21 protein-coding genes are annotated in these 20,440 nt (G+C 67.6%); 15 read left to right on the top strand and 6 right to left on the bottom strand.

Annotated elements, in window-relative coordinates:
* Positions 1–524 precede the first annotated feature (524 nt).
* The 4 genes from ACYQ5L_RS06100 to ACYQ5L_RS06085 are packed head-to-tail and all read left to right on the top strand — an operon-like array spanning position 525 to position 3,646.
* On the top strand, positions 525–1,673 hold the full coding sequence (locus ACYQ5L_RS06100) for a bifunctional WXG100 family type VII secretion target/C40 family peptidase (protein ID WP_459956124.1): 1,149 nt from the start codon (positions 525–527) through the stop codon (positions 1,671–1,673).
* Positions 1,670–2,011, top strand: a complete 342-nt coding sequence (locus ACYQ5L_RS06095; protein WP_459956123.1) for a hypothetical protein — start codon at positions 1,670–1,672, stop codon at positions 2,009–2,011. The genes ACYQ5L_RS06100 and ACYQ5L_RS06095 overlap by 4 nt, the downstream gene beginning before the upstream one ends.
* A 28-nt stretch (positions 2,012–2,039) precedes the next feature.
* On the top strand, positions 2,040–2,369 hold the full coding sequence (locus ACYQ5L_RS06090) for a YbaB/EbfC family nucleoid-associated protein (protein ID WP_459956122.1): 330 nt from the start codon (positions 2,040–2,042) through the stop codon (positions 2,367–2,369).
* Positions 2,370–2,395: 26 nt separating this feature from the next.
* A complete protein-coding gene (locus tag ACYQ5L_RS06085) occupies positions 2,396–3,646 on the top strand; it encodes a primosomal protein (protein WP_459956120.1) in 1,251 nt (416 codons plus the stop codon).
* Between the two features lie 58 nt (positions 3,647–3,704).
* Here the strand turns inward: ACYQ5L_RS06085 and ACYQ5L_RS06080 are convergent, their stop codons facing one another.
* From ACYQ5L_RS06080 to ACYQ5L_RS06065, 4 genes are all read right to left on the bottom strand, one after another.
* Positions 3,705–4,487 carry a CPBP family glutamic-type intramembrane protease gene (locus ACYQ5L_RS06080; protein WP_459956119.1) on the bottom strand — a complete coding sequence of 261 codons (783 nt, stop codon included), beginning with the start codon at positions 4,485–4,487 and terminating at the stop codon, positions 3,705–3,707.
* Between the two features lie 168 nt (positions 4,488–4,655).
* Positions 4,656–5,747 (bottom strand): adenosine deaminase, encoded by a 1,092-nt coding sequence (locus ACYQ5L_RS06075; RefSeq protein ID WP_379200043.1) that lies wholly within the window; start codon positions 5,745–5,747, stop codon positions 4,656–4,658.
* Between the two features lie 185 nt (positions 5,748–5,932).
* Entirely contained in the window at positions 5,933–7,255 is a 1,323-nt protein-coding gene (locus ACYQ5L_RS06070) for a thymidine phosphorylase (protein WP_459963333.1), read from the bottom strand.
* A gap of 53 nt (positions 7,256–7,308) precedes the next feature.
* Positions 7,309–7,710, bottom strand: a complete 402-nt coding sequence (locus tag ACYQ5L_RS06065) for a cytidine deaminase (RefSeq protein ID WP_459963332.1) — start codon at positions 7,708–7,710, stop codon at positions 7,309–7,311.
* Between the two features lie 300 nt (positions 7,711–8,010).
* On the opposite strand from ACYQ5L_RS06065, the gene sdhC reads away from it, so the two are divergent.
* The 9 genes from sdhC to ACYQ5L_RS06020 all read left to right on the top strand — a co-directional run bounded on the left by sdhC (position 8,011) and on the right by ACYQ5L_RS06020 (position 15,905).
* Positions 8,011–8,406 carry a succinate dehydrogenase, cytochrome b556 subunit gene (gene sdhC, locus ACYQ5L_RS06060; RefSeq protein ID WP_379200041.1) on the top strand — a complete coding sequence of 132 codons (396 nt, stop codon included), beginning with the start codon at positions 8,011–8,013 and terminating at the stop codon, positions 8,404–8,406.
* Between the two features lie 4 nt (positions 8,407–8,410).
* Positions 8,411–8,842 carry a succinate dehydrogenase hydrophobic membrane anchor subunit gene (locus ACYQ5L_RS06055; RefSeq protein ID WP_459956117.1) on the top strand — a complete coding sequence of 144 codons (432 nt, stop codon included), beginning with the start codon at positions 8,411–8,413 and terminating at the stop codon, positions 8,840–8,842.
* 14 nt (positions 8,843–8,856) lie between these two features.
* Positions 8,857–10,626: a succinate dehydrogenase flavoprotein subunit gene (sdhA, locus tag ACYQ5L_RS06050; protein ID WP_459956115.1), complete on the top strand. Its 1,770-nt coding sequence runs from the start codon at positions 8,857–8,859 to the stop codon at positions 10,624–10,626.
* Positions 10,626–11,399, top strand: coding sequence for a succinate dehydrogenase iron-sulfur subunit (locus ACYQ5L_RS06045; protein ID WP_379200035.1), 774 nt, complete (start codon positions 10,626–10,628; stop codon positions 11,397–11,399). Before sdhA ends, ACYQ5L_RS06045 begins: the two co-directional genes overlap by 1 nt.
* A 152-nt stretch (positions 11,400–11,551) precedes the next feature.
* On the top strand, positions 11,552–13,195 hold the full coding sequence (locus tag ACYQ5L_RS06040) for an alpha/beta hydrolase (RefSeq protein WP_459956113.1): 1,644 nt from the start codon (positions 11,552–11,554) through the stop codon (positions 13,193–13,195).
* Positions 13,196–13,325: 130 nt separating this feature from the next.
* The gene (locus ACYQ5L_RS06035) at positions 13,326–13,712 is read left to right on the top strand and encodes a VOC family protein (RefSeq protein ID WP_459956111.1); all 387 of its coding nucleotides are present in this window, start codon (positions 13,326–13,328) and stop codon (positions 13,710–13,712) included.
* 17 nt (positions 13,713–13,729) lie between these two features.
* Positions 13,730–14,305 carry a PadR family transcriptional regulator gene (locus ACYQ5L_RS06030; RefSeq protein WP_459956110.1) on the top strand — a complete coding sequence of 192 codons (576 nt, stop codon included), beginning with the start codon at positions 13,730–13,732 and terminating at the stop codon, positions 14,303–14,305.
* A gap of 32 nt (positions 14,306–14,337) precedes the next feature.
* Positions 14,338–14,913 (top strand): DUF4396 domain-containing protein, encoded by a 576-nt coding sequence (locus ACYQ5L_RS06025; protein WP_459956109.1) that lies wholly within the window; start codon positions 14,338–14,340, stop codon positions 14,911–14,913.
* Positions 14,914–15,017: 104 nt separating this feature from the next.
* Complete coding sequence (locus ACYQ5L_RS06020) at positions 15,018–15,905, top strand: phenylalanine 4-monooxygenase (protein ID WP_459956107.1); 888 nt, start codon at positions 15,018–15,020, stop codon at positions 15,903–15,905.
* A 10-nt stretch (positions 15,906–15,915) separates the two neighbouring features.
* Here ACYQ5L_RS06020 and ACYQ5L_RS06015 read toward each other — a convergent pair whose 3' ends face one another.
* Both ACYQ5L_RS06015 and ACYQ5L_RS06010 read right to left on the bottom strand, forming a co-directional pair.
* Positions 15,916–16,554, bottom strand: coding sequence for an acyl-CoA-like ligand-binding transcription factor (locus ACYQ5L_RS06015; protein WP_459956105.1), 639 nt, complete (start codon positions 16,552–16,554; stop codon positions 15,916–15,918).
* Positions 16,544–18,058: an MFS transporter gene (locus ACYQ5L_RS06010; protein WP_459956104.1), complete on the bottom strand. Its 1,515-nt coding sequence runs from the start codon at positions 18,056–18,058 to the stop codon at positions 16,544–16,546. Before ACYQ5L_RS06010 ends, ACYQ5L_RS06015 begins: the two co-directional genes overlap by 11 nt.
* A 207-nt stretch (positions 18,059–18,265) precedes the next feature.
* Between ACYQ5L_RS06010 and ACYQ5L_RS06005 the strand changes: the two genes are divergently transcribed.
* Together ACYQ5L_RS06005 and ACYQ5L_RS06000 are read left to right on the top strand one after the other, a co-directional pair.
* Entirely contained in the window at positions 18,266–18,937 is a 672-nt protein-coding gene (locus ACYQ5L_RS06005; protein WP_459956103.1) for a SnoaL-like polyketide cyclase, read from the top strand.
* Positions 18,938–19,016: 79 nt separating this feature from the next.
* Positions 19,017–20,351 (top strand): D-alanyl-D-alanine carboxypeptidase family protein, encoded by a 1,335-nt coding sequence (locus tag ACYQ5L_RS06000; RefSeq protein WP_459956102.1) that lies wholly within the window; start codon positions 19,017–19,019, stop codon positions 20,349–20,351.
* Positions 20,352–20,440: the final 89 nt, after the last annotated feature.

The following is a 20,440-nucleotide window of genomic DNA, read 5'->3' as shown; positions in this document are numbered from 1 at the left end:
CCGGGCACGCCCGGCCACCCCTCCGGGTCGCACCCCACACCGCATCGCGCCGAAACGCGCGCGCAGATGCGACCCCCGCATCGACCGCAGCAGCAGCACCACACCCGACAACGTGCTGCACGCAAGCGAGTTCGCCGCGCTGTGCGGTAAACGCTGTGACCGAAGCTCTCTCACACGGATGCGCCTCACCTCTGACGACCCGCCACCTGCCCAGGCAGATGGAGGCGGCCGGAGCCCTGAAGTAGCGCTGCGGGTCGCTTTCCACGTCGTACCGCGCACGGCGATGCCGATCGGCCGGTCTGCTCCGCCCGCAGCGCCGGATGACAGGCCGTCACCCACAGCGCCGGCACCAGGGCGGCGAAGGGCGGATAAATGAACGGCAGCCCGATCCCGATGGTGGTCCGCGGCAGCTGCCCGTCCATATCGCCGTCGCGCAGCGTCTCGATCAGCCGTGCGCTCGGACCGGGTGCGGTGGCAGCCGTTGCCGGGGCGGAGACGGGTGGTGCGGAAGTGGGAGCGTGGATATGAGCGCCGGACTGGATGTCGCTGGGCTGGCGAGGCCGATCGCGGAGTTGCTTGCGAGTTTCGGGGCGGGGGTGGCGGGTGACTCGGCGGGCGAGGCGTTGCGGCAGGCTTCCGCGGTTGTGGATGGGGTGCATGGGGCGGGGCGCGCCGGGATCGATCGGATGTATGACGCGTGGCGGGGACCGGCCGGGGATGCGGCGCTGGGCAAGGCTATGCAGGTGCAGACGGCGGCGGCGACGGTGTCGGATCGGGGGAATGTCATGGCGGAGATCGTGGATCGGGCTGCCGGGGAGGTTGCCGCTGGGCAGCGGGAGGTGGCGGAGGTTCTGCGGTCGTTCTTGTGCACGGTGCAATCGATTGGACCGGGTGGGTTCGGTCCTGCTGGGCTCGCGGTGATCGTCGGTGTGGCGCTCGACCACATCGGGCGGGCTTTGCGGGTGGTGGAGCGGGTACGGGCGGAGTTGGCGGCGGATACGGCTGCCATAGGTGAGCTGGTCGCGCCGCCGCCGGTACCGGTTCCCGCCGGGGTGCCGGATACCGGAACCGGTGCGGCCGTCGTTCCGGCGGCGTCCGGGGCGTCGGGGGCGTCCGGCGGTATGTCGCAGTTCGGTTCGACGGCCCTGTCGACGGGTGGGCGGGCCTTGGAGACCGGCACCTCGCTGGTGAGCGAGGTGCTCACGGTGCCGTCGTCGGTCGGTGACTCGGTGTCGCAGACCGGCGGGGGCGGGGGCGGGACGTGGTCGTCGCCGACCGGGGTGATGGTGACCCTTCCGGATGGCAGTACCGTGGAGGCGCCCAATCGGCAGGCTGCCGAGGCGGTGCGGAATGCGCTCAGCGCGGTGGGCACGCCGTATGTGTGGGGTGGCAACACCCCGGGTGTCGGGTTGGATTGCAGCGGGTTGACGCAGTGGGCGTATGCGGAAGCCGGGGTTTCGCTGCCGCGGCTGGCGCAGGAGCAGGGTTATGGGCATCAGCGGGTGGATCCAGGGGACTTGATGCCCGGTGATCTCGTGGTGTGGGACGGGCATGTGGCCATGGTCATCGGGAACGGGCAGTTGGTCGAGGCGGGGGATCCCGTACAGGTCGGACCGATACGAACGGAGAACGTTGGGATGCGGTTTCTCGGGTTCTACAGGCCTACGGCATGAGTGCGCCGCGGGTCCCGAATGTCACGGTGGCCGCGAGCAGCAATCGCGCGGGCACGGTCACGGTGCGCGCCACCGATCAGGGCATGCCGGTGGAGATCCGGTTCGAGCGCGGCGAATACCGGTACGGCGCACAGGCTCTCGCGGACGAGATCCTGCGACTGACCAACCGGTCGGCCATTGCCGCCAAGTCCCGGCGACGCGAATTGCTGGCCGAGGCCGGGGTGCCGGAGGAGGTGCTGGACGGGCTCGGGCTGCCCACCCGCCAGGCCGCAGTCGACGAATTGGATCGCCTCGACGATGCCGACACCGGCCCGGCGAGCTGGACGGGACGTGCGTGAGCGGCGACCGGAACCGGAAGGACGCGATATGAGCGCGGAGATGGACGCGCTGGTCAAGGGCGTCGGCGACAAGCTGGAAGCCCTGGAATCGGCGCTGGCAGGACTGCGGGAGGTGCGTGGCCGGTTCACCAGCGAGGACGGTTCGGTGACCGCCGAGGTCGACGGCGACGGCGCGCTGACCGGCCTGTGGCTGGCCGAATCGGTGACCTCCCGGCCGCCCGCGGAGGTCTCGCAATTGATCCTCTGGGCCTGCGGGGAAGCGGCCGCGACCGCGACCGCGCAGCGCTCCGAAATCGTTGCCCGATTGAACGAGTCCATGGTGGCGGGAAATGTTGGGGGCGGCCCGGATAGTGCCTGAGGCGGCCACTAGATAGGCTTCCGGTCATGGCTTCTGGAGACATCGTCCCGATCGCGCTCGGCCTGACCAAAGGCGATCTCGTCACCCTGTGGGCACCGCGCTGGCGAGACGGTGACGATGAGTGGCAGGCATTCCTCGGTCACGAGGAAGACCTCTACGGCTTCGAGTCGGTGGCGGAGCTGGCGGCGTTCATTCGCACCAACTCCGATAACGATCTCGTCGACCATCCGGCCTGGAAGATAATCGCCGGGCTGTCCGCGGCCGAACTGGAGCCGGAGGAGCAGTACGTCTTCGATCTGGTGGGCGTGCCGGAGCTGGCGGCCGACGATCCGGATCCGGAGATCGTCTCCGAGCTCGAGGAGACCCTCGACATCGTCCGCAATATCGGCGACGTCTGCGAGCTCGACACCGTCACCAAGTTCTTCGGCTCGCATCCGGTGGTGGGCGCGCTCGCCGGCGGCGTGAGCACCTTCTACGGCAAAGAGGGCGAAGAGCTGTGGGACCAGATCGGCGCGGCCATCAGCAAGGACTGGGACGCCGTGCTGGACGCCATCGACACCGTGGTGAGCATTCCGGACGTGGACGCCGACGCGGTGGCGGTCGCCGAGGCGGAACTGCTTGCGGCCGAGGAGAACATCGTCGACGCCGAGGATGCGGCCGACAGCGATGAGGAGAGCGAGTTCGAGACCGTCGACCTCGACGAGGAGGACGACGAGGAGGACGAGGACCTCTCCTTCTGGCACGAGGTCGGCATCGACCCGGTGCAGATCATCACCTCCGAGGGCACCTTCTTCACCCTGCGCTGCTACGTCGACGACGATCCGATCTTCCTCGGCTCCGACGGCGTCATCACCGTCTTCCCGTCCGAGCGCGCCCTGGCCCGCTACCTGGCCGACGATCACGATCACGATCTCGCCCACGTCAGCACCTACGGCGAGGTCCAGACCGCCGCCGTCGACGGCTCCCTCGAGGTGGAGGTCGACGAGGAGAACGTCTACGTCCTGCCCGGCCTTGCCGACGACCTCGCCGCCGGACCCGAGTCCGTGGACACCGATCAGCTCGACCTCGCCGTCGAATTGTTCACCGACGCAGCCGATTACGCCGATGACGATTCGGTGGAAACCGCCCTCGCGGTATCCACTCCCCTGGGCTGGTACGTCTCCTATCTGCTGAACCCGGACCCCACCCGCATGGCCCCGAATCCCCCGTTCAACGCTGAGGCCGAGCAGTGGCGGGCCCTGGAGATCGCCTTCGAAGCCCGCCTCCGCAAGGAGTGATCACCCCCTTCTCGAAACGAATCGGGCCGCATCCGCACGGGGTGCGGCCCGATTCGTGTCAGGCGGCCGTCCGCTCGCGACGTGCGCTGACCACGGTCGCGATCACGAAGACCAGCAGTCCCAGATTGATCGCGACCTCGAGCAATCGCAGCCACGGCATTCCCCAGAGGTGCGATTGCCGCACAGCCAGATCGTGGAACGTGTGAATTGCGATGAGCGGCCAGATGATTCGGCTGTTGCGGTAAGCCCAGGCAGCCCCCAGCGCCCAGATCGTCTTCTCCAGCACCGCCCAGCCGTAGTAGACGTGGTAGGCCAGCCGCGCGACGACCGCGACCGAATACACCACCCAGGCCGGAGCCCGATAGAGCTCACAGGTCCGCACCACGGCGGCGTTGGCGATGATCTCCTCGCCGAATCCTGCGGCGAAAGCCCAACTCGCCCATGCGATCCCCTGCAACGCCGTGCTGGCGGTCGTGGAAGTGTCCGGGTAGTCCGGGCTGTCGACGAGCGCATCGATGATCAAGGTGATCGGCAGCGAAAGCATCTGCGACACAGTCCAGATGCCTGCCACGAACGCGGCGACCCGCAGCCCGCGGCGACCCGCCGTGGCGACGCCGCCGAGCGGAACTCCCGCCCGCCGGAAAGCGATGTAGACGCCCGCGGCAACGACTATCGCCAGGACATTGAACGCTGTGAACCGCATCAGATCGCTCTCGGTCAGCACCGCTGTCGAATCCGGATCGGTCAGCGACCGCACAGCGCCGACGATCGGCAGCCCGAAAGCGACGAGATAGGCGACCAGGACCGCAACGGTCAGCCAGGCACGAACCTTCAGCGTCACCGTCCCCGTGGGCGAAACGCGCGGAAACGGCCATAGTTCAGCGGCCCCGCCAAGGGCGGCCGACGAGCTCCCTTCTGTCATCGGAAAAGCGTGGCACTGCCAGCCGAGCAGGTAATGGCGCAGGCGCTTCCCGGCGTGTCGCCTGCACCATCACCTGCGCTGCGGAGGTCAGCCGATGAGGACTGCGTAGCCGGGTTTGATGACCTCGTCGATGAGGCGGAGCCGGTCCGGGAAGGGGATGAAGGCGGACTTCATGGCATTGATGGTGAAGCGCTCCAGATCGCTCCAGCCGTAGCCGAAGGTCTCGGAGAGCTTGAACATCTCCTTGCTCATGGACGTGTCGCTCATGAGCCGGTTGTCGGTATTGACGGTCACGCGGAAGCGCAGGCGGGCCAGCAGATCGAAGGGATGCTTGTCGAGCGAGGGCACCGCACCGGTCTGGACATTAGAGGACGGACACAGCTCGAGCGGAATTCGCTTGTCGCGCACGTAGTTCGCGACCAAGCCGAGGCGCGGGCCGCCGGGCGCGTCGGTGATGTCGTCGGTAATGCGGACGCCGTGCCCGAGGCGGTCGCAGCCGCAGAAGGCGAGAGCCTCGTGAATGGAGGGCAGCCCGAAGGCCTCCCCCGCGTGGATGGTGAAGTGCGCACTGTTCGCCCGCATGTATTCGAAGGCGTCCAGGTGGCGGGTGGGAGGGTAGCCCGCCTCCGCGCCCGCGATATCGAAGCCGCCGACGCCGCGATCGCGCCAGCGGACGGTGAGTTCGGCGATTTCGAGCGAGCGGGCCGCGTGCCGCATGGCGGTGAGCAGGCAGACCATCCGGATGGGCGTGCCCGCGGCGGCGGCCAGCGCCTCGCCCTCGCGGAAGCCGGCCAGGGTGTGCTCCACGACCTCGTCGAGGGTGAGCCCGGCCTCCAGGTGCTGTTCGGGCGCGAACCGCACCTCGGCGTAGACGACGCCGTCGGCGGCCAGGTCCTCGGCGCATTCGCGGGCGACCCGGCGCAGGCCTTCGGGCGTCTGCATGACGGCGACGGTGTGCGCGAAGGTTTCCAGGTACAGCTCGAGCGAGCCGCTGTCGGCCGCATCGCGGAACCAGGCGCCCAGGGCTTCGGCATTGTCGGCCGGTAGCTGGTCGTATCCGCAGTCGCGGGCCAGCTCCAGGACGGTGGCGGGGCGCAGCCCGCCGTCGAGGTGATCGTGCAGGACCGCCTTCGGAGCCTGGCGGATCGAAGCGAGTGTGAGGGGCGTCGGTCCAGTCATGTAGAAACGGTAGCCGCATTCACCTTCTGCGGCACCACAAAAGAGTTGCTGCGTCGCGTAGCGACCCCATGGGGGGTGGTGGTCGGGCGACGAGTGGGCCTGTGTCCATCTTCATTTGGTCGTTTCTTTGCCCGCACGTAGCTGACAGTCGTGCGGGCGTCACCGGCTATTCGCGGCGATGGTCACTACGCCGTAATGCGATCGAGGAACAGGGGCGTGCGAGCAAACACCGGCGAGGGGTATCGGCCCGACCCGGGCTCCACGGCCGCGGAGTCCACGATGTCGAATGCGTTCCGCAGTGCCTCGAAGGCGGCCGGGAAGGCCTCGGGGGTATCGGTGTGCAGCGTCAGCAGCGGCTCCCCCGCCTTGACGGAATCGCCTGGCTTGGCGTGGATTCGGATGCCCGCACCGGCTTGCACCGGATCACCCTGGCGCGCGCGGCCGGCGCCGAGCCGCCAAGCGGCCAGCCCGATATCGAGGGCGTCGAGGCGGATGAGCGTTCCGGTCGCGGGCGCTTTGAGGGTTTCGGTGTGGCGGGCGACCGGCAGCGGCGCCTCGGGATCACCGCCCTGCGCGGTGATCATCGCGCGCCAATGGTCCATCGCGCGACCGTCCGCCAGGACGTCCGCGGGATCGATGCCGTCGATTCCGGCCTGGGCCAGCATTTCCCGCGCCAGCGTCACGGTCAGCTCGACGACATCGGCCGGACCGCCCCCGGCCAGCACCTCGAGGGATTCGGCGACTTCGAGCGCATTGCCCGCGGTATTGCCCAGCGGGGTGTCCATGGCCGTGAGCAGCGCCACCGTGCGCACCCCGGCATCGGTGCCGAGTTCGACCATGGCGGTGGCCAATTCACGCGCCTGTTCCAGCTCTTTCAGGAATGCGCCGCGCCCGACCTTCACGTCCAGCACCAGCGCACCGGTCCCCTCGGCGATCTTCTTGCTCATGATGGAGCTGGCGATCAGGGGGATGGATTCCACCGTCCCGGTCACATCGCGCAGCGCGTAGAGCCGCTTGTCGGCGGGCGCGAGATCGGCCCCGGCCGCGCAGATCACCGCGCCGATGGCGGGGTCGGCGAGGATCTCCCGCATTCGCTCCACCGGAATGTCGGCCTGCCAGCCCGGAATCGACTCCAGCTTGTCGAGCGTGCCGCCGGTGTGGCCCAGCCCGCGCCCGGACAGCTGCGGCACCGACGCGCCGCAGGCCGCGACCAGCGGCGACAGCGGCAGGGTGATCTTGTCGCCGACGCCGCCCGTGGAATGTTTGTCGACGGTGGGCCGCGGCAGGTCCGAGAAGTCCAGCCGGGTCCCGGAGTCGATCATGGCGGCGGTCCAGCGCGCGGTCTCGCGGCGCGTCATACCGCGCCACACGATGGCCATGGCCAGCGCGGACATCTGCTCGTCGGCCACCTGCCCGCGCGTGAACGCGTCCACCACCCAATCGATCTGCGCGTCGGTCAGCTCTCCCCCGTCGCGTTTGGCCCGGATCACGTCTACAGCCGAGTGCACACTCACGCCCTCAACCCTGGCACGAGTGCGCGGAATTCGCGGGCTACCGCGGGCTATTGCTGCCCGGCGGCGAGATCGTCGGGCCCGAAGGCATCCGGCAGCAGCGTACTCAGCGGGACCGGGCCGCGGCGATGATCGATCAGGACGTCATTGCCGCCGTGCTCGAACAGGATCTGCCGGCAGCGTCCGCAGGGCATCAGGGTTTCGCCGCGTGAGTCGCACACCGATACCGCCCGCAACCGCCCCCCGCCCGCGGAAATCAAGTTACCCACCAGTACGCATTCGGCACACAGGCCCAAACCGTATGAGATATTTTCCACATTGCAGCCGCTCACAATTCGCCCGTCCGAGGTGAGAGCCGCGGCCCCGACGGGGAATCGGGAGTAGGGCGCGTACGCGCTTTTCATGGCTTCAAAAGCCTTGTCGCGCAAGGTTTCCCAGGCAATTTCCGGCATATCGGACCATCCCGTCATGAGCGTGACCGTACCCACACGAAAGCGCTTCCGCACCCCTTCGAAAATCAGGAAAGGCAAACCTAACTCACAACAAAACGGGCCAACGAGCGGCACGCCGAATTAGTTCCCCCAACACCCGAGGATTAGAGTTCACGACAGATCGGTTCAGGTTCCCGACAACGGGCCTGCAGCACTGCCACCGGACTGTGATTCCGGCTGTGAGCTGGTGTTATCGACAGTCCTTAGGCTCCGCGCCGGATCTGACCGGGTCCATCGACGACGTTGGAGGCACCGCACTCTATGACCACGCTAGAAGCTCCGGCCAAGCCGAAGCGGACTCTTTACCGTGGCGACCCGGGCATGTGGTCCTGGGCCCTGCACCGCATCACCGGCGTGACGATCTTCTTCTTCCTGTTCGTCCACGTTCTGGATACCGCGTTGGTGCGTGTCAGCCCGGACACCTACGACCGGACCATCGATACCTACAAGACGCCGCTGGTCGCCTTGATGGAGATGGCTCTCGTCGTCTGCGTGCTGTTCCACGCGTTCAACGGCATCCGGGTCATCCTGGTCGACTTCTGGGAGAAGGGCCCGCGCTACCAGCGCCAGATGCTGTGGATCGTGCTCGCGCTCTGGATCCTCATCGCCGGCGCCGGCGTCGGCCGCCAGTTCTTCTACCTGCTGACGGAGCACTGACACCATGACCGCACCCATCCTGGGCACGTCCTACGACCGCCCCGCCAGCCTCGACGCCCCGCGCGCGCCCCGCCGCAGCTCCGGCAACAACTTCGAGAAGTACGCGTGGCTTTTCATGCGCTTCTCCGGAATCCTGCTGGTGTTCCTGGTCATCGGCCACATGTTCATCATGCTGATGATCGACGGCGGCGTGCAGCGCCTGAACTTCGCGTTCGTGGCGGGCCGCTGGGCCTCCCCGTTCTGGCAGATCTGGGACCTCACCATGTTGTGGCTGGCCCAGCTGCACGGCGGCAACGGTCTGCGCACGGTCATCGACGACTACGCCCGCAAGGACTCCACCCGGTTCTGGCTGAAGACCCTGCTGGTGATCTCGATGATCCTGGTCTGCGTGACCGGCACCTACGTCATCTTCACCTTCGACCCCAACATCAGTTAGGAACGGCCAACTCGATGAGCGAATCTCGACCGATTCAGGAGCACCGCTACGACGTCGTCATCGTCGGTGCCGGTGGTGCGGGTATGCGCGCCGCGATCGAGGCCGGTCCCCGGGTCCGCACGGCGGTGCTGACCAAGCTCTACCCGACCCGCAGCCACACCGGCGCGGCGCAGGGCGGCATGTGCGCCGCGCTGGCGAACGTGGAAGAGGACAACTGGGAGTGGCACACCTTCGACACCGTCAAGGGTGGTGACTACATCGTCGATCAGGACGCCGCGGAGATCATGGCCAAGGAGGCCATCGACGCCGTGCTCGACCTGGAGAAGATGGGTCTGCCGTTCAACCGGACCCCGGAAGGCAAGATCGACCAGCGGCGCTTCGGCGGTCACACCCGCGACCACGGCAAGGCTCCGGTCCGTCGCGCCTGCTACGCGGCCGACCGCACCGGCCACATGATCCTGCAGACGCTGTACCAGAACTGCGTCAAGCACGACGTGGAGTTCTTCAACGAGTTCTACGTGCTGGACCTGATTCTCACCGACACCGAGCGCGGCCCGGTCGCGACCGGCGTGGTGGCCTACGAGCTGGCGACCGGCGATCTGCACGTGTTCCACGCGAAGTCGATCATCTTCGCCACCGGTGGTTCGGGCCGTATGTACAAGACCACCTCGAACGCGCACACGCTGACCGGTGACGGCATGGCGATCGTGTTCCGCAAGGGCCTTCCCCTCGAGGACATGGAGTTCCACCAGTTCCATCCGACAGGTCTGGCGGGCCTGGGCATCCTGATCTCGGAGGCCGTGCGCGGCGAGGGCGGCATTCTGCGCAATGCCTCCGGTGAGCGCTTCATGGAGCGCTACGCGCCGACCATCAAGGACCTGGCGCCGCGTGACATCGTGGCGCGCTCCATGGTCCAGGAGGTCCGCGAGGGCCGCGGCGCGGGTCCGAACAAGGACTACGTGCTCATCGACGTGACCCACCTCGGCGAGGACGTGCTCGAGGAGAAGCTGCCCGACATCACCGAGTTCTCCCGCACCTACCTGGGTGTGGACCCGGTGAAGGAGCCGGTGCCGGTCATGCCGACCTGCCACTACGTGATGGGCGGCATCCCGACCCGCATTCGCGGCGAGGTGCTGCGCAACAACACCGATATCGTTCCCGGCCTGTACGCCGCGGGCGAGTGCGCGTGCGTGTCCGTGCACGGCGCGAACCGGCTGGGCACCAACTCGCTGCTGGACATCAATGTGTTCGGTCGCCGCGCGGGTATCGCCGCCGCCGAGTACGCGCAGCGCGCGGAGTTCGTGGAGATGCCGGAGAACCCGGCGCAGATGGTGCAGGACTGGCTGGCGCTGATCCTGTCCGATCACGGCAACGAGCGCGTCGCCGACATCCGCACCGAGCTGCAGAACGCGATGGATGACAAGGCCGGTGTGTACCGGACCGAGGACAGCCTCAAGGAGATGCTGACCATCATCCACGCGCTCAAAGAGCGCTACACCCGGATCACCGTGCAGGACAAGGGCCGTCGCTACAACAGCGATCTGCTCGAGGCCGTCGAGCTGGGCTTCCTGCTGGAGCTGGCCGAGGTGACCGTGGCGGGTGCGCTGAACCGCAAGGAATCGCGCGGCGGCCACGCCCGCGAGGACTACCCGGACCGCGACGACGTCAACTTCATGCGCCACACCATGGCGTACAAGCAGAGCCCGGAGCTCATCTCCGAGATCCGCTTGGACTACAAGCCGGTCGTGCAGACCCGTTACGAGCCGATGGAGCGTAAGTACTGATGACTGCCACACTCGAGAAGGGTGCTGCCCAGGCGCCGGCGCCGGTGCCGGACGGCTCGACGATCATCACCGTCAAGATCGCCCGGTTCAATCCGGAGGACGGTCAGGGCAATCACTGGGACGAGTTCAAGGTTCCGGTGCTGCCGACCGACCGGTTCCTGAACGTGCTCATCTACATCAAGTCCTACCTGGACGGCACGCTCACCTTCCGGCGTTCCTGCGCCCACGGCGTCTGCGGTTCCGATGCCATGCGCATCAACGGCGTCAACCGGCTGGCCTGCAAGCTCCTCATGAAGGACATGCTGCCCAAGAACGGCAAGGACATCACCGTCACCGTCGAGCCCATCCGCGGCCTGCCCGTGGAGAAGGACCTGGTGGTGAACATGGAGCCGTTCTTCGACGCCTTCAAGGCCGTCAAGCCCTACCTCATCACCACGGGCAACGAGCCGACCCGCGAGCGCATCCAGTCCCAGCACGACCGCGCCCGCTTCGACGACACCACCAAGTGCATCCTGTGCGCCTGCTGCACCACCTCCTGCCCCGTGTACTGGAGCGACGGCAGCTACTTCGGCCCGGCCGCGATCGTGAACGCCCACCGCTTCATCTTCGACAGCCGTGACGAAGCCGCCCGCGAACGCCTGGACATCCTCAACGACGTCGAGGGCGTGTGGCGCTGCCGCACCACCTTCAACTGCACCGACGCCTGCCCCCGCGGCATCGAGGTCACCAAGGCCATCCAGGAAGTCAAGCGCGCCCTGCTGTTCGCGCGCTGAGTTGACCAACTCTCGGGACTCTCAGGGGTAAACCCCTGAAACCCCGGGGGGACGGGCCTCCGGCCACGGGCCAGCCGGGGCTCCGGCCACCGGCCAGCCGGGACTCCGGCCACCGGAACTCCGGGACTCCGGGACTCCGGCCACCGGCCGAAATGCAAATACGAAGGCCGCCCGCATCGTTCGATGCGGGCGGCCTTCGCCGTTTCGCGGTGCGGCAGAATAGTTGCAGGTGTCGATCCATTGGGGGGCGTGTGTTCCAGAACAACGGACTTGGTGTTCGAGTGGCCGGGCGGATGCGGGCGCTCGGTATTGCTGCGGTGATGCTGTTGGCGGCGGCGTGCGGGTCCGGGTCCGATGCGGAACTGGCGGCCGGCGCTGATTTGGGGAAGTTTCAGCAGCAGCGGGTGGAATGGGGTTCGTGCCGGGAGTTTTCGGAGCACGGGGACAAGCTCGATGAGGCTGGGCTGGAGTGTGGGCGGATCAGTGTGCCGCTGGATTATGGGAAGCCGGAGGGGGCGGAGGCGCGGATCGCGTTGTCGCGGTTGGCTGCTCGGGGGGAGCGGATCGGGTCGCTGGTGACCAATCCGGGTGGGCCGGGGGTGCCGGGGTTGAATTTGCCGTTGGCGTTCGCGGAGTCGGAGTTGGCGGAGCGGTTCGATCTGATCGGGATGGATCCGCGGGGGTTGGGGGCTTCTACGCCGAAGGTGGTGTGCCGGACGGCGGAGGAATTCCAGGCCGAGCGGGTCGATCTGGATACCGATTATTCGGCGGCGGGGATCGCGCAGACCGAGCAGGAGAACAAGGATCTGGTCGCGAATTGTGTGGTGCGCAGCGGGGTGGAGTTGCTCGCCAATGTCGGAACTCGGGATGTGGCGCGGGATCTGGATATTGTTCGCGCGGTGCTCGGCGATGAGAAGCTGACCTATTTCGGCGGGTCCTACGGCACGCGGCTCGGGTCGGTGTACGCCGAGATGTTCCCGGATCGGGTGCGGGCCATGGTGCTCGACGGGGCCGTCGATCCGGCGACCAATGTTCTCGATCCGGTGAACAGCAGCCTGAGCTTCCAGCAGGCCTTCGAGATCTACGCCGCCTCCTGCACCGCCCAACCGGACTGCCCGCTGGGCGCCGATCCGGATCCGGCCAAGACCAGCGCGGCCCTGCGAGAACTGCTGCAGCCGTTGATCGATCGGCCCGCCACCACCGCGAACGGCCGCGGGCTCGGCTATCGGGACGCGGGCAGCGGCGTGCTGAATTCGCTCTACACTCCCGAAGGCTGGCCGGGAATCACCAAGGGGCTGACCGAACTCCGGCAGGGCCGCGGCGACACGCTCTTGGAGATCGCCGATTTCATGGAGGCCGGCATCGGCCTGGAGCGCGATCACCAGCAGGCCGTGCTGTGCCAGGACGACAAGCGCGTGACCGACCGCGCCGAGGCCAATGAGCTGTTCCAGCGCGGCAATGCCGCCGCCCCGGCCTTCGATCACGGCCGCGCCACCACCGGCGCGGTTCCCCTCGACGTCTGCGCCTTCTGGCCGGTCCCGCCCACCTATGAACCGCACAGCCTGAACGTCTCCGGGCTCCCGAAGCTCGTCGTCATCTCGACCACCGGCGATCCGGCGACCCCGCACCAGAACGGCATCAATCTCGCCCGCGAGCTCGGCGCCACCCTGATCACCTTCGAGGGCACGCAGCACGGCGTATTCGGTTCCGGCGTGTCCTGTGTCGACACCCCGGCGATCGACTACCTGATCACTCTCACCCCGCCCGCCGAGGGCCTGCGCTGCACCGCCGGCTGAACCGGCCCCAGCCCGACCGAGAAGGCCGCCCCCGACCCAGGGGCGGCCTTCTCGTTTTTCGGTGGCATCACCGCGCGCGCCGGTGTTACCGTTGGTTGGTAGCCAAATTTGGCTAGTTAGGAGATAGGAAATGCCCGCTATCACGCCCTATGTCATGGTCGACGACGCTCAGGTCTATCGAAAGTTCCTGGAATCCGCCTTCGACGCCGAGATCCCGGTCGCCGTCCCGCTCGACTCGGATCCGCGGCGGCTCATCCACGCCGAGGCCCGGATCGGTGACGGCACACTGTATTTCGCGGACTCCGGACCGACCGGCGGCCGGTGCCTGAAGTCACCCTCCGAACCCGTGCACGTGCAGTTGTGGGCCACGGTCCCGGATGCCGAGCGCGCGTTCGAACGGGCGGTCGCGGCGGGGGCGACCCCGGCCCGGGCGGTCGAAACGCAGGAGGATGGGAGCCGGGCGGGCGGATTCATGGATCCGTTCGGGACACTGTGGTGGGTGAGCACACCCGCCTGATCGACCGAAGGAGTGCGATGTCCGCGGTACGCCTGCTGGTGCTGGGAGCTGTCCGGCGACGGGGCCGGGTGCACGGTTATCAGGTGCGCACCGATCTCGAAGCCTGGGGCGCGCACGAATGGGCGCGCGCCACTTCGGGTTCGGTGTATCACGCCCTCAAGGCGCTGGCCAAGGACGGCCTGCTGCGGGTGCACGACACCGCGCCCAGCGAGGCGGGCGGTCCGCCGCGGATGGAGTACGAGCTGACGCAGGAGGGCGAGCAGGCCTATCTCGCCCTCCTGCGCAGTGCGCTGGCCAGCCGGGATCCGCGGCTGGATCTGCTGGCGGCGGCGGTCGGGTTCATCGAGGATCTGCCCCGTGACGCGGCCCTCGCACTGCTGCGCGAGCGAGCCGCGGAGCTGGCGCAGTGGCGGGCGAGCATTACCGAATACCTGCCGCCGGACACCGATCTCGACACCTGGGGCCCGGTGGGCGAGGTGATCGGACTGTGGCTGAACACCGCCGACAGCCGTACAGCGTGGACGAAGCGGCTCATCGATCGGCTCGAGGGCGGTGCGTTCACCATGGCCGGTGAGGAGTCGCCCCGGGGTTGACACCTTACCCCCCTAAGGTATTGACTGGCGATATGCAGAACGAACACCTGGCACACGGCGACCACGCCTCCCACGATCATCACGGCCACGGTGCACCTGCGAATCACGAGGCGCATGCGAATCACGCGACCGGCGACGATCATTCGGCTCATACCGGCCCCGCCCCCGCCACCTGGAAGATGGCCGCCAGCGCGACCCTGCACTGCCTCACCGGCTGCGCCATCGGCGAGATCCTCGGCATGGTGATCGGCACCGCCCTGGGCTGGGCGAACATCCCGACCATGGTGCTGGCCATCGCGCTGGCCTTCCTGTTCGGCTACGCCTTCACCCTGCGCAGCGCCTTCGCCGCCGGCCTGGCCTTCGGCGCGGCGGTCTCGGTGGCGCTGGCCGCGGACACCGTCTCCATCACGGTCATGGAGATCGTCGACAATGCCGTGCTGTGGCTGGTCCCCGGCGCCATGCACGCGGGTGTCGGCGACTTCTTGTTCTGGGGCTCGCTGGTTTTCGCGCTCCTCGTCGCCTTCGTGGTCACCACGCCGGTCAACAAGTGGATGATCGGCCGCGGCAAGGGTCATGCGGTGGTGCACTCCCTGCACACCGGACACTGAGCTATCCGCTGCCACCAGCCCTGCCCAGCCCGCTCAACTTGGCAATCTGACAAGCTGAGCGGGCTTTTGTTGTCGCGCGGGTCACGCGGTGATTGCATCGAGGTATGTTCACCGAGGCTCAGCTGTACTCGCCGGTGACCACGGGCGCCGACGGTGATGTGACGGTGCATTTGAGCGACGAGCATCCCGGCGTGCACGATCCCGCATATCGTGCCCGCCGCAATGCGATTGCCGCTCTCGCACTGAACTACCGGCCCGGCCACGCGGTGCCCCGGATCGACTACACCGGCGAGGAAGAAGAAGTGTGGCGGATCGTCTCCGCCGAATTGGCTCGCAAGCGCGAGCGCTACGCCTGCACGGAGGTGATCGAGGCGGCCGGACGCCTCGGCCTGCCGGGCGACCACATCCCGCAACTCGACGAGGTCACCTCGAAACTGGTGCCGCTCACCGGATTCCAGTACGTGCCCGCCGCCGGGCTGGTCCCGTTGCGGGAGTTCTTCGGTTCCTTCGCGGACCGGATCTTCCACTCCACCCAGTACATCCGGCATCATTCGTTCCCGTTGTACACCCCGGAACCGGACGCGATTCACGAAATCCTGGGCCACGCCAATCAATTGGCGAGCCCGCGATTCGCCGCCATCTATGAGACCGTGGGCGCGGCGGTGGCCCGCTGCACCACCGACCGGGCCCTGAAGTTCCTGGCCGATGTCTTCTGGTTCTCCATGGAGTTCGGCGTACTGCGCGAGAACGGCGAAGTCCGTTGCTACGGTGCGGGATTGCTGTCCTCGTTCGGCGAGATCGAGGAGTTCCGCCAGGCCGAGCTGCGGCCGCTGAATATTCTGGAGATGGGCACCGCCGTCTACGACATCACCCACTACCAGCCGATTCTCTACTGCGCCGAATCGATCGAGGAGATCGAGGAGGTGGTCGGCGGCTTCTTCGCCACCATGGACGACGAGGTGGTGCGCGAGCTGATCGGCACCGAGGTCTGAAAGCGCCGCTCTAGAGCGGCATCCCGGCCGCGAGGAACCTGATGATCCGGCTGACCTGCTCCGCGTCGAAGGGATTGCGGGTCAGGTCCATCAGGACCGCCTGCGCGCCCCCGACCAGCGCGCCGGCCAGGGCCCGCACCTCGAAATCGTCCGGATCCCGGCCGGTGCGCCGCGCGGTCATGTCCGCGATGAGCTCGACATTGCGATCCATTTCCAGCGCCAGCGCGCCCCGCAGCTCGGGGACCGAGCGCACGAGGGCCGCGCGCTCCTGCTCGAATCCGATCTGCTCCGCATCGAGCGTTCGGAACGTGTCGTGCACGGCCCGCTCGAAGGCCTCCAGTACGGACAGGTCCGGGTCCTGCTGGGCGAATTTCTCGACCATGATCGGGTCCACGTCGTCGACCAGGACCACCTGTTCCTTCGACGGGAAGTAGCGGAAGAAGGTGCTCGGCGAGACCTCGGCGGCCTCGGCGATCTGCTCCACCGTGGTGGCGGCGTAGCCCTGTTCCCGGAACAGCCGGAACGCCTCGGTGCGAATGGTGTGCCGGGTGCGTTCCTTCTTCCGCTCCCGCAGCGTCGGCTTGCCGGCCGCCTGTTTCGGACGGGCGGGCGGGGCCGCTGGGGCGGGTTTCGACGACTCAACCGGCATGCACAGATTCTGCCGCATCGGGTTGCATCGGCTTCAGGTCCCGCACCGGCCGGGTGAGCAGCGGCGCGAGCGCCGTCACCAGCAGCGTGACAGCCGCACAGGCCCACAGCATGGCGCTCATGCCGCCGGTGAACGCGGTCTGCACATGCGCGAGCACACCCGCATCGCCACTCTGCTTCGCCACCGCGACCCCGGCATTGACGCCGTCGGCAATGGGATCGCGGTTCAGTTCACCGAGTTCGGACCGGTACTGCGTGGACAGCACCGTGCCGAGCACGGCCACGCCGATGGTGCCCGCCGCCTGCCGCACCGCCTGCAGCAGTCCCGATCCGGACCCGGCCCGCTCGGCGCTGAGATCGCTCATGGCCAGACCCATGGCGGTCGGCATGACGAATCCCATGCCCATGCCCAGCACGGTGAGCGAGGTCGCCGCCAGACCGTAGCCGCTGTCGGCGGTGATCAGCGCACCGAGCGCGAGTCCCACTGTGAGCAGGGCGAATCCGGTGGTGATCGCCACCCGCGCACCGGTCTTGGGCAGCAGCTTGTCCACCACCCGGGTGCCGATGAGCAGTCCGCCGATCAGCGGCAGCAGACGCACACCGCTGCCGAGCGCATCCGTGCCGAGCACCGCCTGGAAGTACTGCGGCATGGTGAAGAACAGGCCGAACATGGCGAAGTTGATGACGACCATATACAGAGTGCCCCAACGGAATCCGGGCGCGGCGAACAGTCCGGTATCGACCAGCGGATGCGCGGCCCGGCGCTGCCACAGTGCGAATCCGGCCAGCAGCGCCACTCCCGCCGCGACGGCGAGCCAGGCCGGGCCATTGCCCCAGCCCTCCTCGCCGAGCCGGATGAAGCCGTAGGTGAAGCCGAGCATTCCGGCGGCCGACAACACCACACCGGGCAGATCGATGCGGAAGACGTTCTCGCTGCGCGATTCCGGCACCAGCAGCGCCACCGCGATCGCACCGACGATGACCAGTGGCACATTGAGCAGGAAGACCGAGCCCCACCAGAAGTTCTGCAGCAGCCAGCCGCCCACGATCGGGCCGAGCGGCAGGCCGATGGCGGTCGAGGTGATCCACACGGTCAGGGCGCGTTGCCGTTCCGCAGGATCGGGGAACAGGCCCGGCAGCACCGCCATGGACAGCGGCATCATGGCCGCCGCCCCGATGCCGAGCGCGGCGCGGGCGGCGATGAGCTGTCCGGAGGTGGCGGCGAAGGCGCAGGCCACCGCGGCCACCCCGAAGACCAGCAGCGCCGCCAGCAGGACCTTCTTGCGCCCGTAGCGGTCGCCGAGCGCGCCCGCGGGCAGCATCACCGCGGCGAGGGCCAGGGTGTAGGCGCTGCTGAACCACTGCAGCGCGCCGGTGCCGGCGTTCAGATCGCCGGCGAGGGTGGGCAGCGCGACGGTCAGCACGGTCACGTCGAGCCCGATGGTCAGCATGGCCACCGCCAGGGCGCCCAGGGCCAGCCAGCGGCGTACGCCGGGAGCTTTCATGACAGTTCCAATCAGTTGATTGTTTATCGATAATGAGAGAGTCTCTCATTTGATACGAACTGTCAAACAATGACGCGTCATCGGTTCCCGGTCGTACTCGCCAGGGCGATACAGATGCCGAGACAGCACGCCCGGCAACTGCTAGCTTCATCCGGATCCGTTCGAATTCACGGATCTCCCAACAGGTCTGGACAACTGAGGCTCTAAATGACCGACCAAGCAACAGAACCCGCTCGAACTCCCTTGCATCTGCAAGGCCGCGATGCCGTAATCGCCGCTGCCGCACCGGAAGACTGGCGCGCGGAGACCCCCGAATACCACCTGAGCAAGACCGTCATGCCGGCCGAGCGCACCACCGCGCACGCCCCCGATTCGCTCGAGCACATTGTCGAAGAGCTCGTGAAGGTCTTCGAGATGGAGGTCTCGCACAAGAAGGACCCTGCGAAGTGGGTCTCCCTGGTGGCCGAGCACTACCGCGGCCGCGTCAACGGCGGACCCTGGCAGGATGCCGAGGAGTTCGCCCGCATCGGCTCCTACAACATCCTGATCGGCGAGAACCCGTACTACGACGTCGCCGGCGAAACCTTCGAGTCCTCGCACGACATCTTCCACACGGCCTTCCCGGGCGGCTTCTTCTGGGAGGTCCTGGAGGTGCTGGCCGGGCCGCCGACCGTCACCTTCAAGTGGCGGCACTGGGGCAAGTACACCGGCGAATACCGGGGCCATCAGCCCACCGGCGAGACCATCGAGATGACCGGCATCACCATCGCCAAGGTGAGCGAGGAGCTGCGCATCCTCGAGCTCGAGCATTTCTACGACAACAACAAGCTGCTCGGCCCGCTGGCGCACGGCTGTCCGGTCGCCAGGAGCACGGAATAGTTCCAGCTCGGGGTCTTTTCCGCCCGACGCCCCTGACCTGCGGCTCGCGGTCGGGGGCCACCGCTTAAGCTCTGACTCGATGAGCATCCGCAGGCTTTCGCGCCACGACCCCAGTCCGGCCCCGCGCCTCCGTCGCCGGCCCCGCGCCGTCCTCACCGCCGCCCTGCTCGCGGCGGGGCTCACCGCATTCACCGGTGTCGGGTACGCGCCGTTACCCGGCGCGACGGCGCAACCGCCCACCAGCACAACGCCGTTCACGACGCCGAATACCGACAACTGCCCGAACAAGACCACTCCCCCGCCGCCCGTCGACACCTCCGAGGTGCCCGCGCCGGGCGAATCCGCCCCGGCCGCGCTGCCGATCCCGGCCTCGCCCGTCGGCGGGAAGCAGCTCGGCGGTTGCGGTCTCGTGCTGCCCTCGGGCGCCGCGCCGGCGCCGGAGGGGATTTCGGCCACCGCCTGGATGGTCTCGGATCTCGATACCGGAAAAGTGCTGGCCGCCAAGGATCCTCACGGCCGCTACCGCCCCGCCTCCACCATCAAGGTGCTGCTGGCCGCGGTCGCCCTGCGCACCCTCGACCTGAACAAGGTGGTGACCGGCACCCAGGAGGACGCGAATGTGGACGGCACCCGCGTCGGCATCGGGCCGGGCGGGCGCTACACCAATCGGCAGCTGTTCCAGGCGCTCATCATGGCGTCGGGAAATGATGCCGCGCATGCCATCGCCGCCCAACTCGGCGGTGACGACGCCGCGGTCGCCAAGATGAACGCGCGCGCGAAACAGTTGCAGGCCTTGGACACTCGCGCCGCCACGCCCTCGGGTCTGGACGGCCCGGGCATGAGCACCTCGGCCTACGACCTGTCGGTGCTGTTCCGCGATGCCATGAGTATTCCGTTGTTCGCCGAGCTGATTCACACCGAACAGGTCGACTTCCCGGGCTATCCGGCCGATCCGAAGATTCCGGGAGACGAGGACCGCCCCGGCTACCCCATCGGCAACGACAATCACCTGCTCTACAACTACGAGGGCGCGCTCGGCGGCAAGACCGGTTTCACCGATGATTCCCGGCAGACCTTCGTGGCCGCCGCCGAACGCAATGGCCGTCGCCTGGTGGTCACCCTGCTGAAGGCCGAGGTGCAGCCGCTGCGGCCGTGGGAGCAGGCGGCGAAACTGCTCGATTACGGTTTCGCGCTGCCCGCGAGCGCGAGCGTGGGCACGCTGCCCGATGGCGAGACCGATACCAAGGCCGCGGATTCCACTGCGGCACTGGCCACTCCGCCGCTGGCCGGTGCGGACGCCCCCGGACCCTCCGGATCGAACCGCAATGACCTGCAGGTGACGCTGATCGTCGGCGCCGTGATCATGGTGCTGGTTTTACTGGCCGGAGCCCATCGCCTGACCCGGCCGCGTTGATGCGGAGTATTTACCCGGAATCGGTTGTGGGCGACCGTCCAGCATGGTGATCTTGTCACCGGTTTCCCGACTACAGGAGTTTCCCCACC

It is taken from the genome of Nocardia sp. IFM 10818, from assembly GCF_054655275.1.
Note: the sequence above shows the minus strand (reverse complement) of the source record. Positions and strands in the feature narration are given on the sequence as shown.

Bases quoted from the DNA above. Each gene is read 5' to 3' on its own strand.
- ACYQ5L_RS06100 (WP_459956124.1), top strand. From the start codon at position 525: ATGAGCGCCGGACTGGATGTCGCTGGGCTGGCGAGGCCGATCGCGGAG.
- ACYQ5L_RS06095 (WP_459956123.1), top strand. From the start codon at position 1,670: ATGAGTGCGCCGCGGGTCCCGAATGTCACGGTGGCCGCGAGCAGCAAT.
- ACYQ5L_RS06090 (WP_459956122.1), top strand. From the start codon at position 2,040: ATGAGCGCGGAGATGGACGCGCTGGTCAAGGGCGTCGGCGACAAGCTG.
- ACYQ5L_RS06085 (WP_459956120.1), top strand. From the start codon at position 2,396: ATGGCTTCTGGAGACATCGTCCCGATCGCGCTCGGCCTGACCAAAGGC.
- ACYQ5L_RS06075 (WP_379200043.1), bottom strand. From the start codon at position 5,747: ATGACTGGACCGACGCCCCTCACACTCGCTTCGATCCGCCAGGCTCCG.
- ACYQ5L_RS06065 (WP_459963332.1), bottom strand. From the start codon at position 7,710: ATGCCGGAAATTGCCTGGGAAACCTTGCGCGACAAGGCTTTTGAAGCC.
- sdhC (WP_379200041.1), top strand. From the start codon at position 8,011: ATGACCACGCTAGAAGCTCCGGCCAAGCCGAAGCGGACTCTTTACCGT.
- ACYQ5L_RS06055 (WP_459956117.1), top strand. From the start codon at position 8,411: ATGACCGCACCCATCCTGGGCACGTCCTACGACCGCCCCGCCAGCCTC.
- sdhA (WP_459956115.1), top strand. From the start codon at position 8,857: ATGAGCGAATCTCGACCGATTCAGGAGCACCGCTACGACGTCGTCATC.
- ACYQ5L_RS06045 (WP_379200035.1), top strand. From the start codon at position 10,626: ATGACTGCCACACTCGAGAAGGGTGCTGCCCAGGCGCCGGCGCCGGTG.
- ACYQ5L_RS06040 (WP_459956113.1), top strand. From the start codon at position 11,552: ATGCAAATACGAAGGCCGCCCGCATCGTTCGATGCGGGCGGCCTTCGC.
- ACYQ5L_RS06035 (WP_459956111.1), top strand. From the start codon at position 13,326: ATGCCCGCTATCACGCCCTATGTCATGGTCGACGACGCTCAGGTCTAT.
- ACYQ5L_RS06030 (WP_459956110.1), top strand. From the start codon at position 13,730: ATGTCCGCGGTACGCCTGCTGGTGCTGGGAGCTGTCCGGCGACGGGGC.
- ACYQ5L_RS06025 (WP_459956109.1), top strand. From the start codon at position 14,338: ATGCAGAACGAACACCTGGCACACGGCGACCACGCCTCCCACGATCAT.
- ACYQ5L_RS06020 (WP_459956107.1), top strand. From the start codon at position 15,018: ATGTTCACCGAGGCTCAGCTGTACTCGCCGGTGACCACGGGCGCCGAC.
- ACYQ5L_RS06015 (WP_459956105.1), bottom strand. From the start codon at position 16,554: ATGCCGGTTGAGTCGTCGAAACCCGCCCCAGCGGCCCCGCCCGCCCGT.
- ACYQ5L_RS06010 (WP_459956104.1), bottom strand. From the start codon at position 18,058: ATGAAAGCTCCCGGCGTACGCCGCTGGCTGGCCCTGGGCGCCCTGGCG.
- ACYQ5L_RS06005 (WP_459956103.1), top strand. From the start codon at position 18,266: ATGACCGACCAAGCAACAGAACCCGCTCGAACTCCCTTGCATCTGCAA.
- ACYQ5L_RS06000 (WP_459956102.1), top strand. From the start codon at position 19,017: ATGAGCATCCGCAGGCTTTCGCGCCACGACCCCAGTCCGGCCCCGCGC.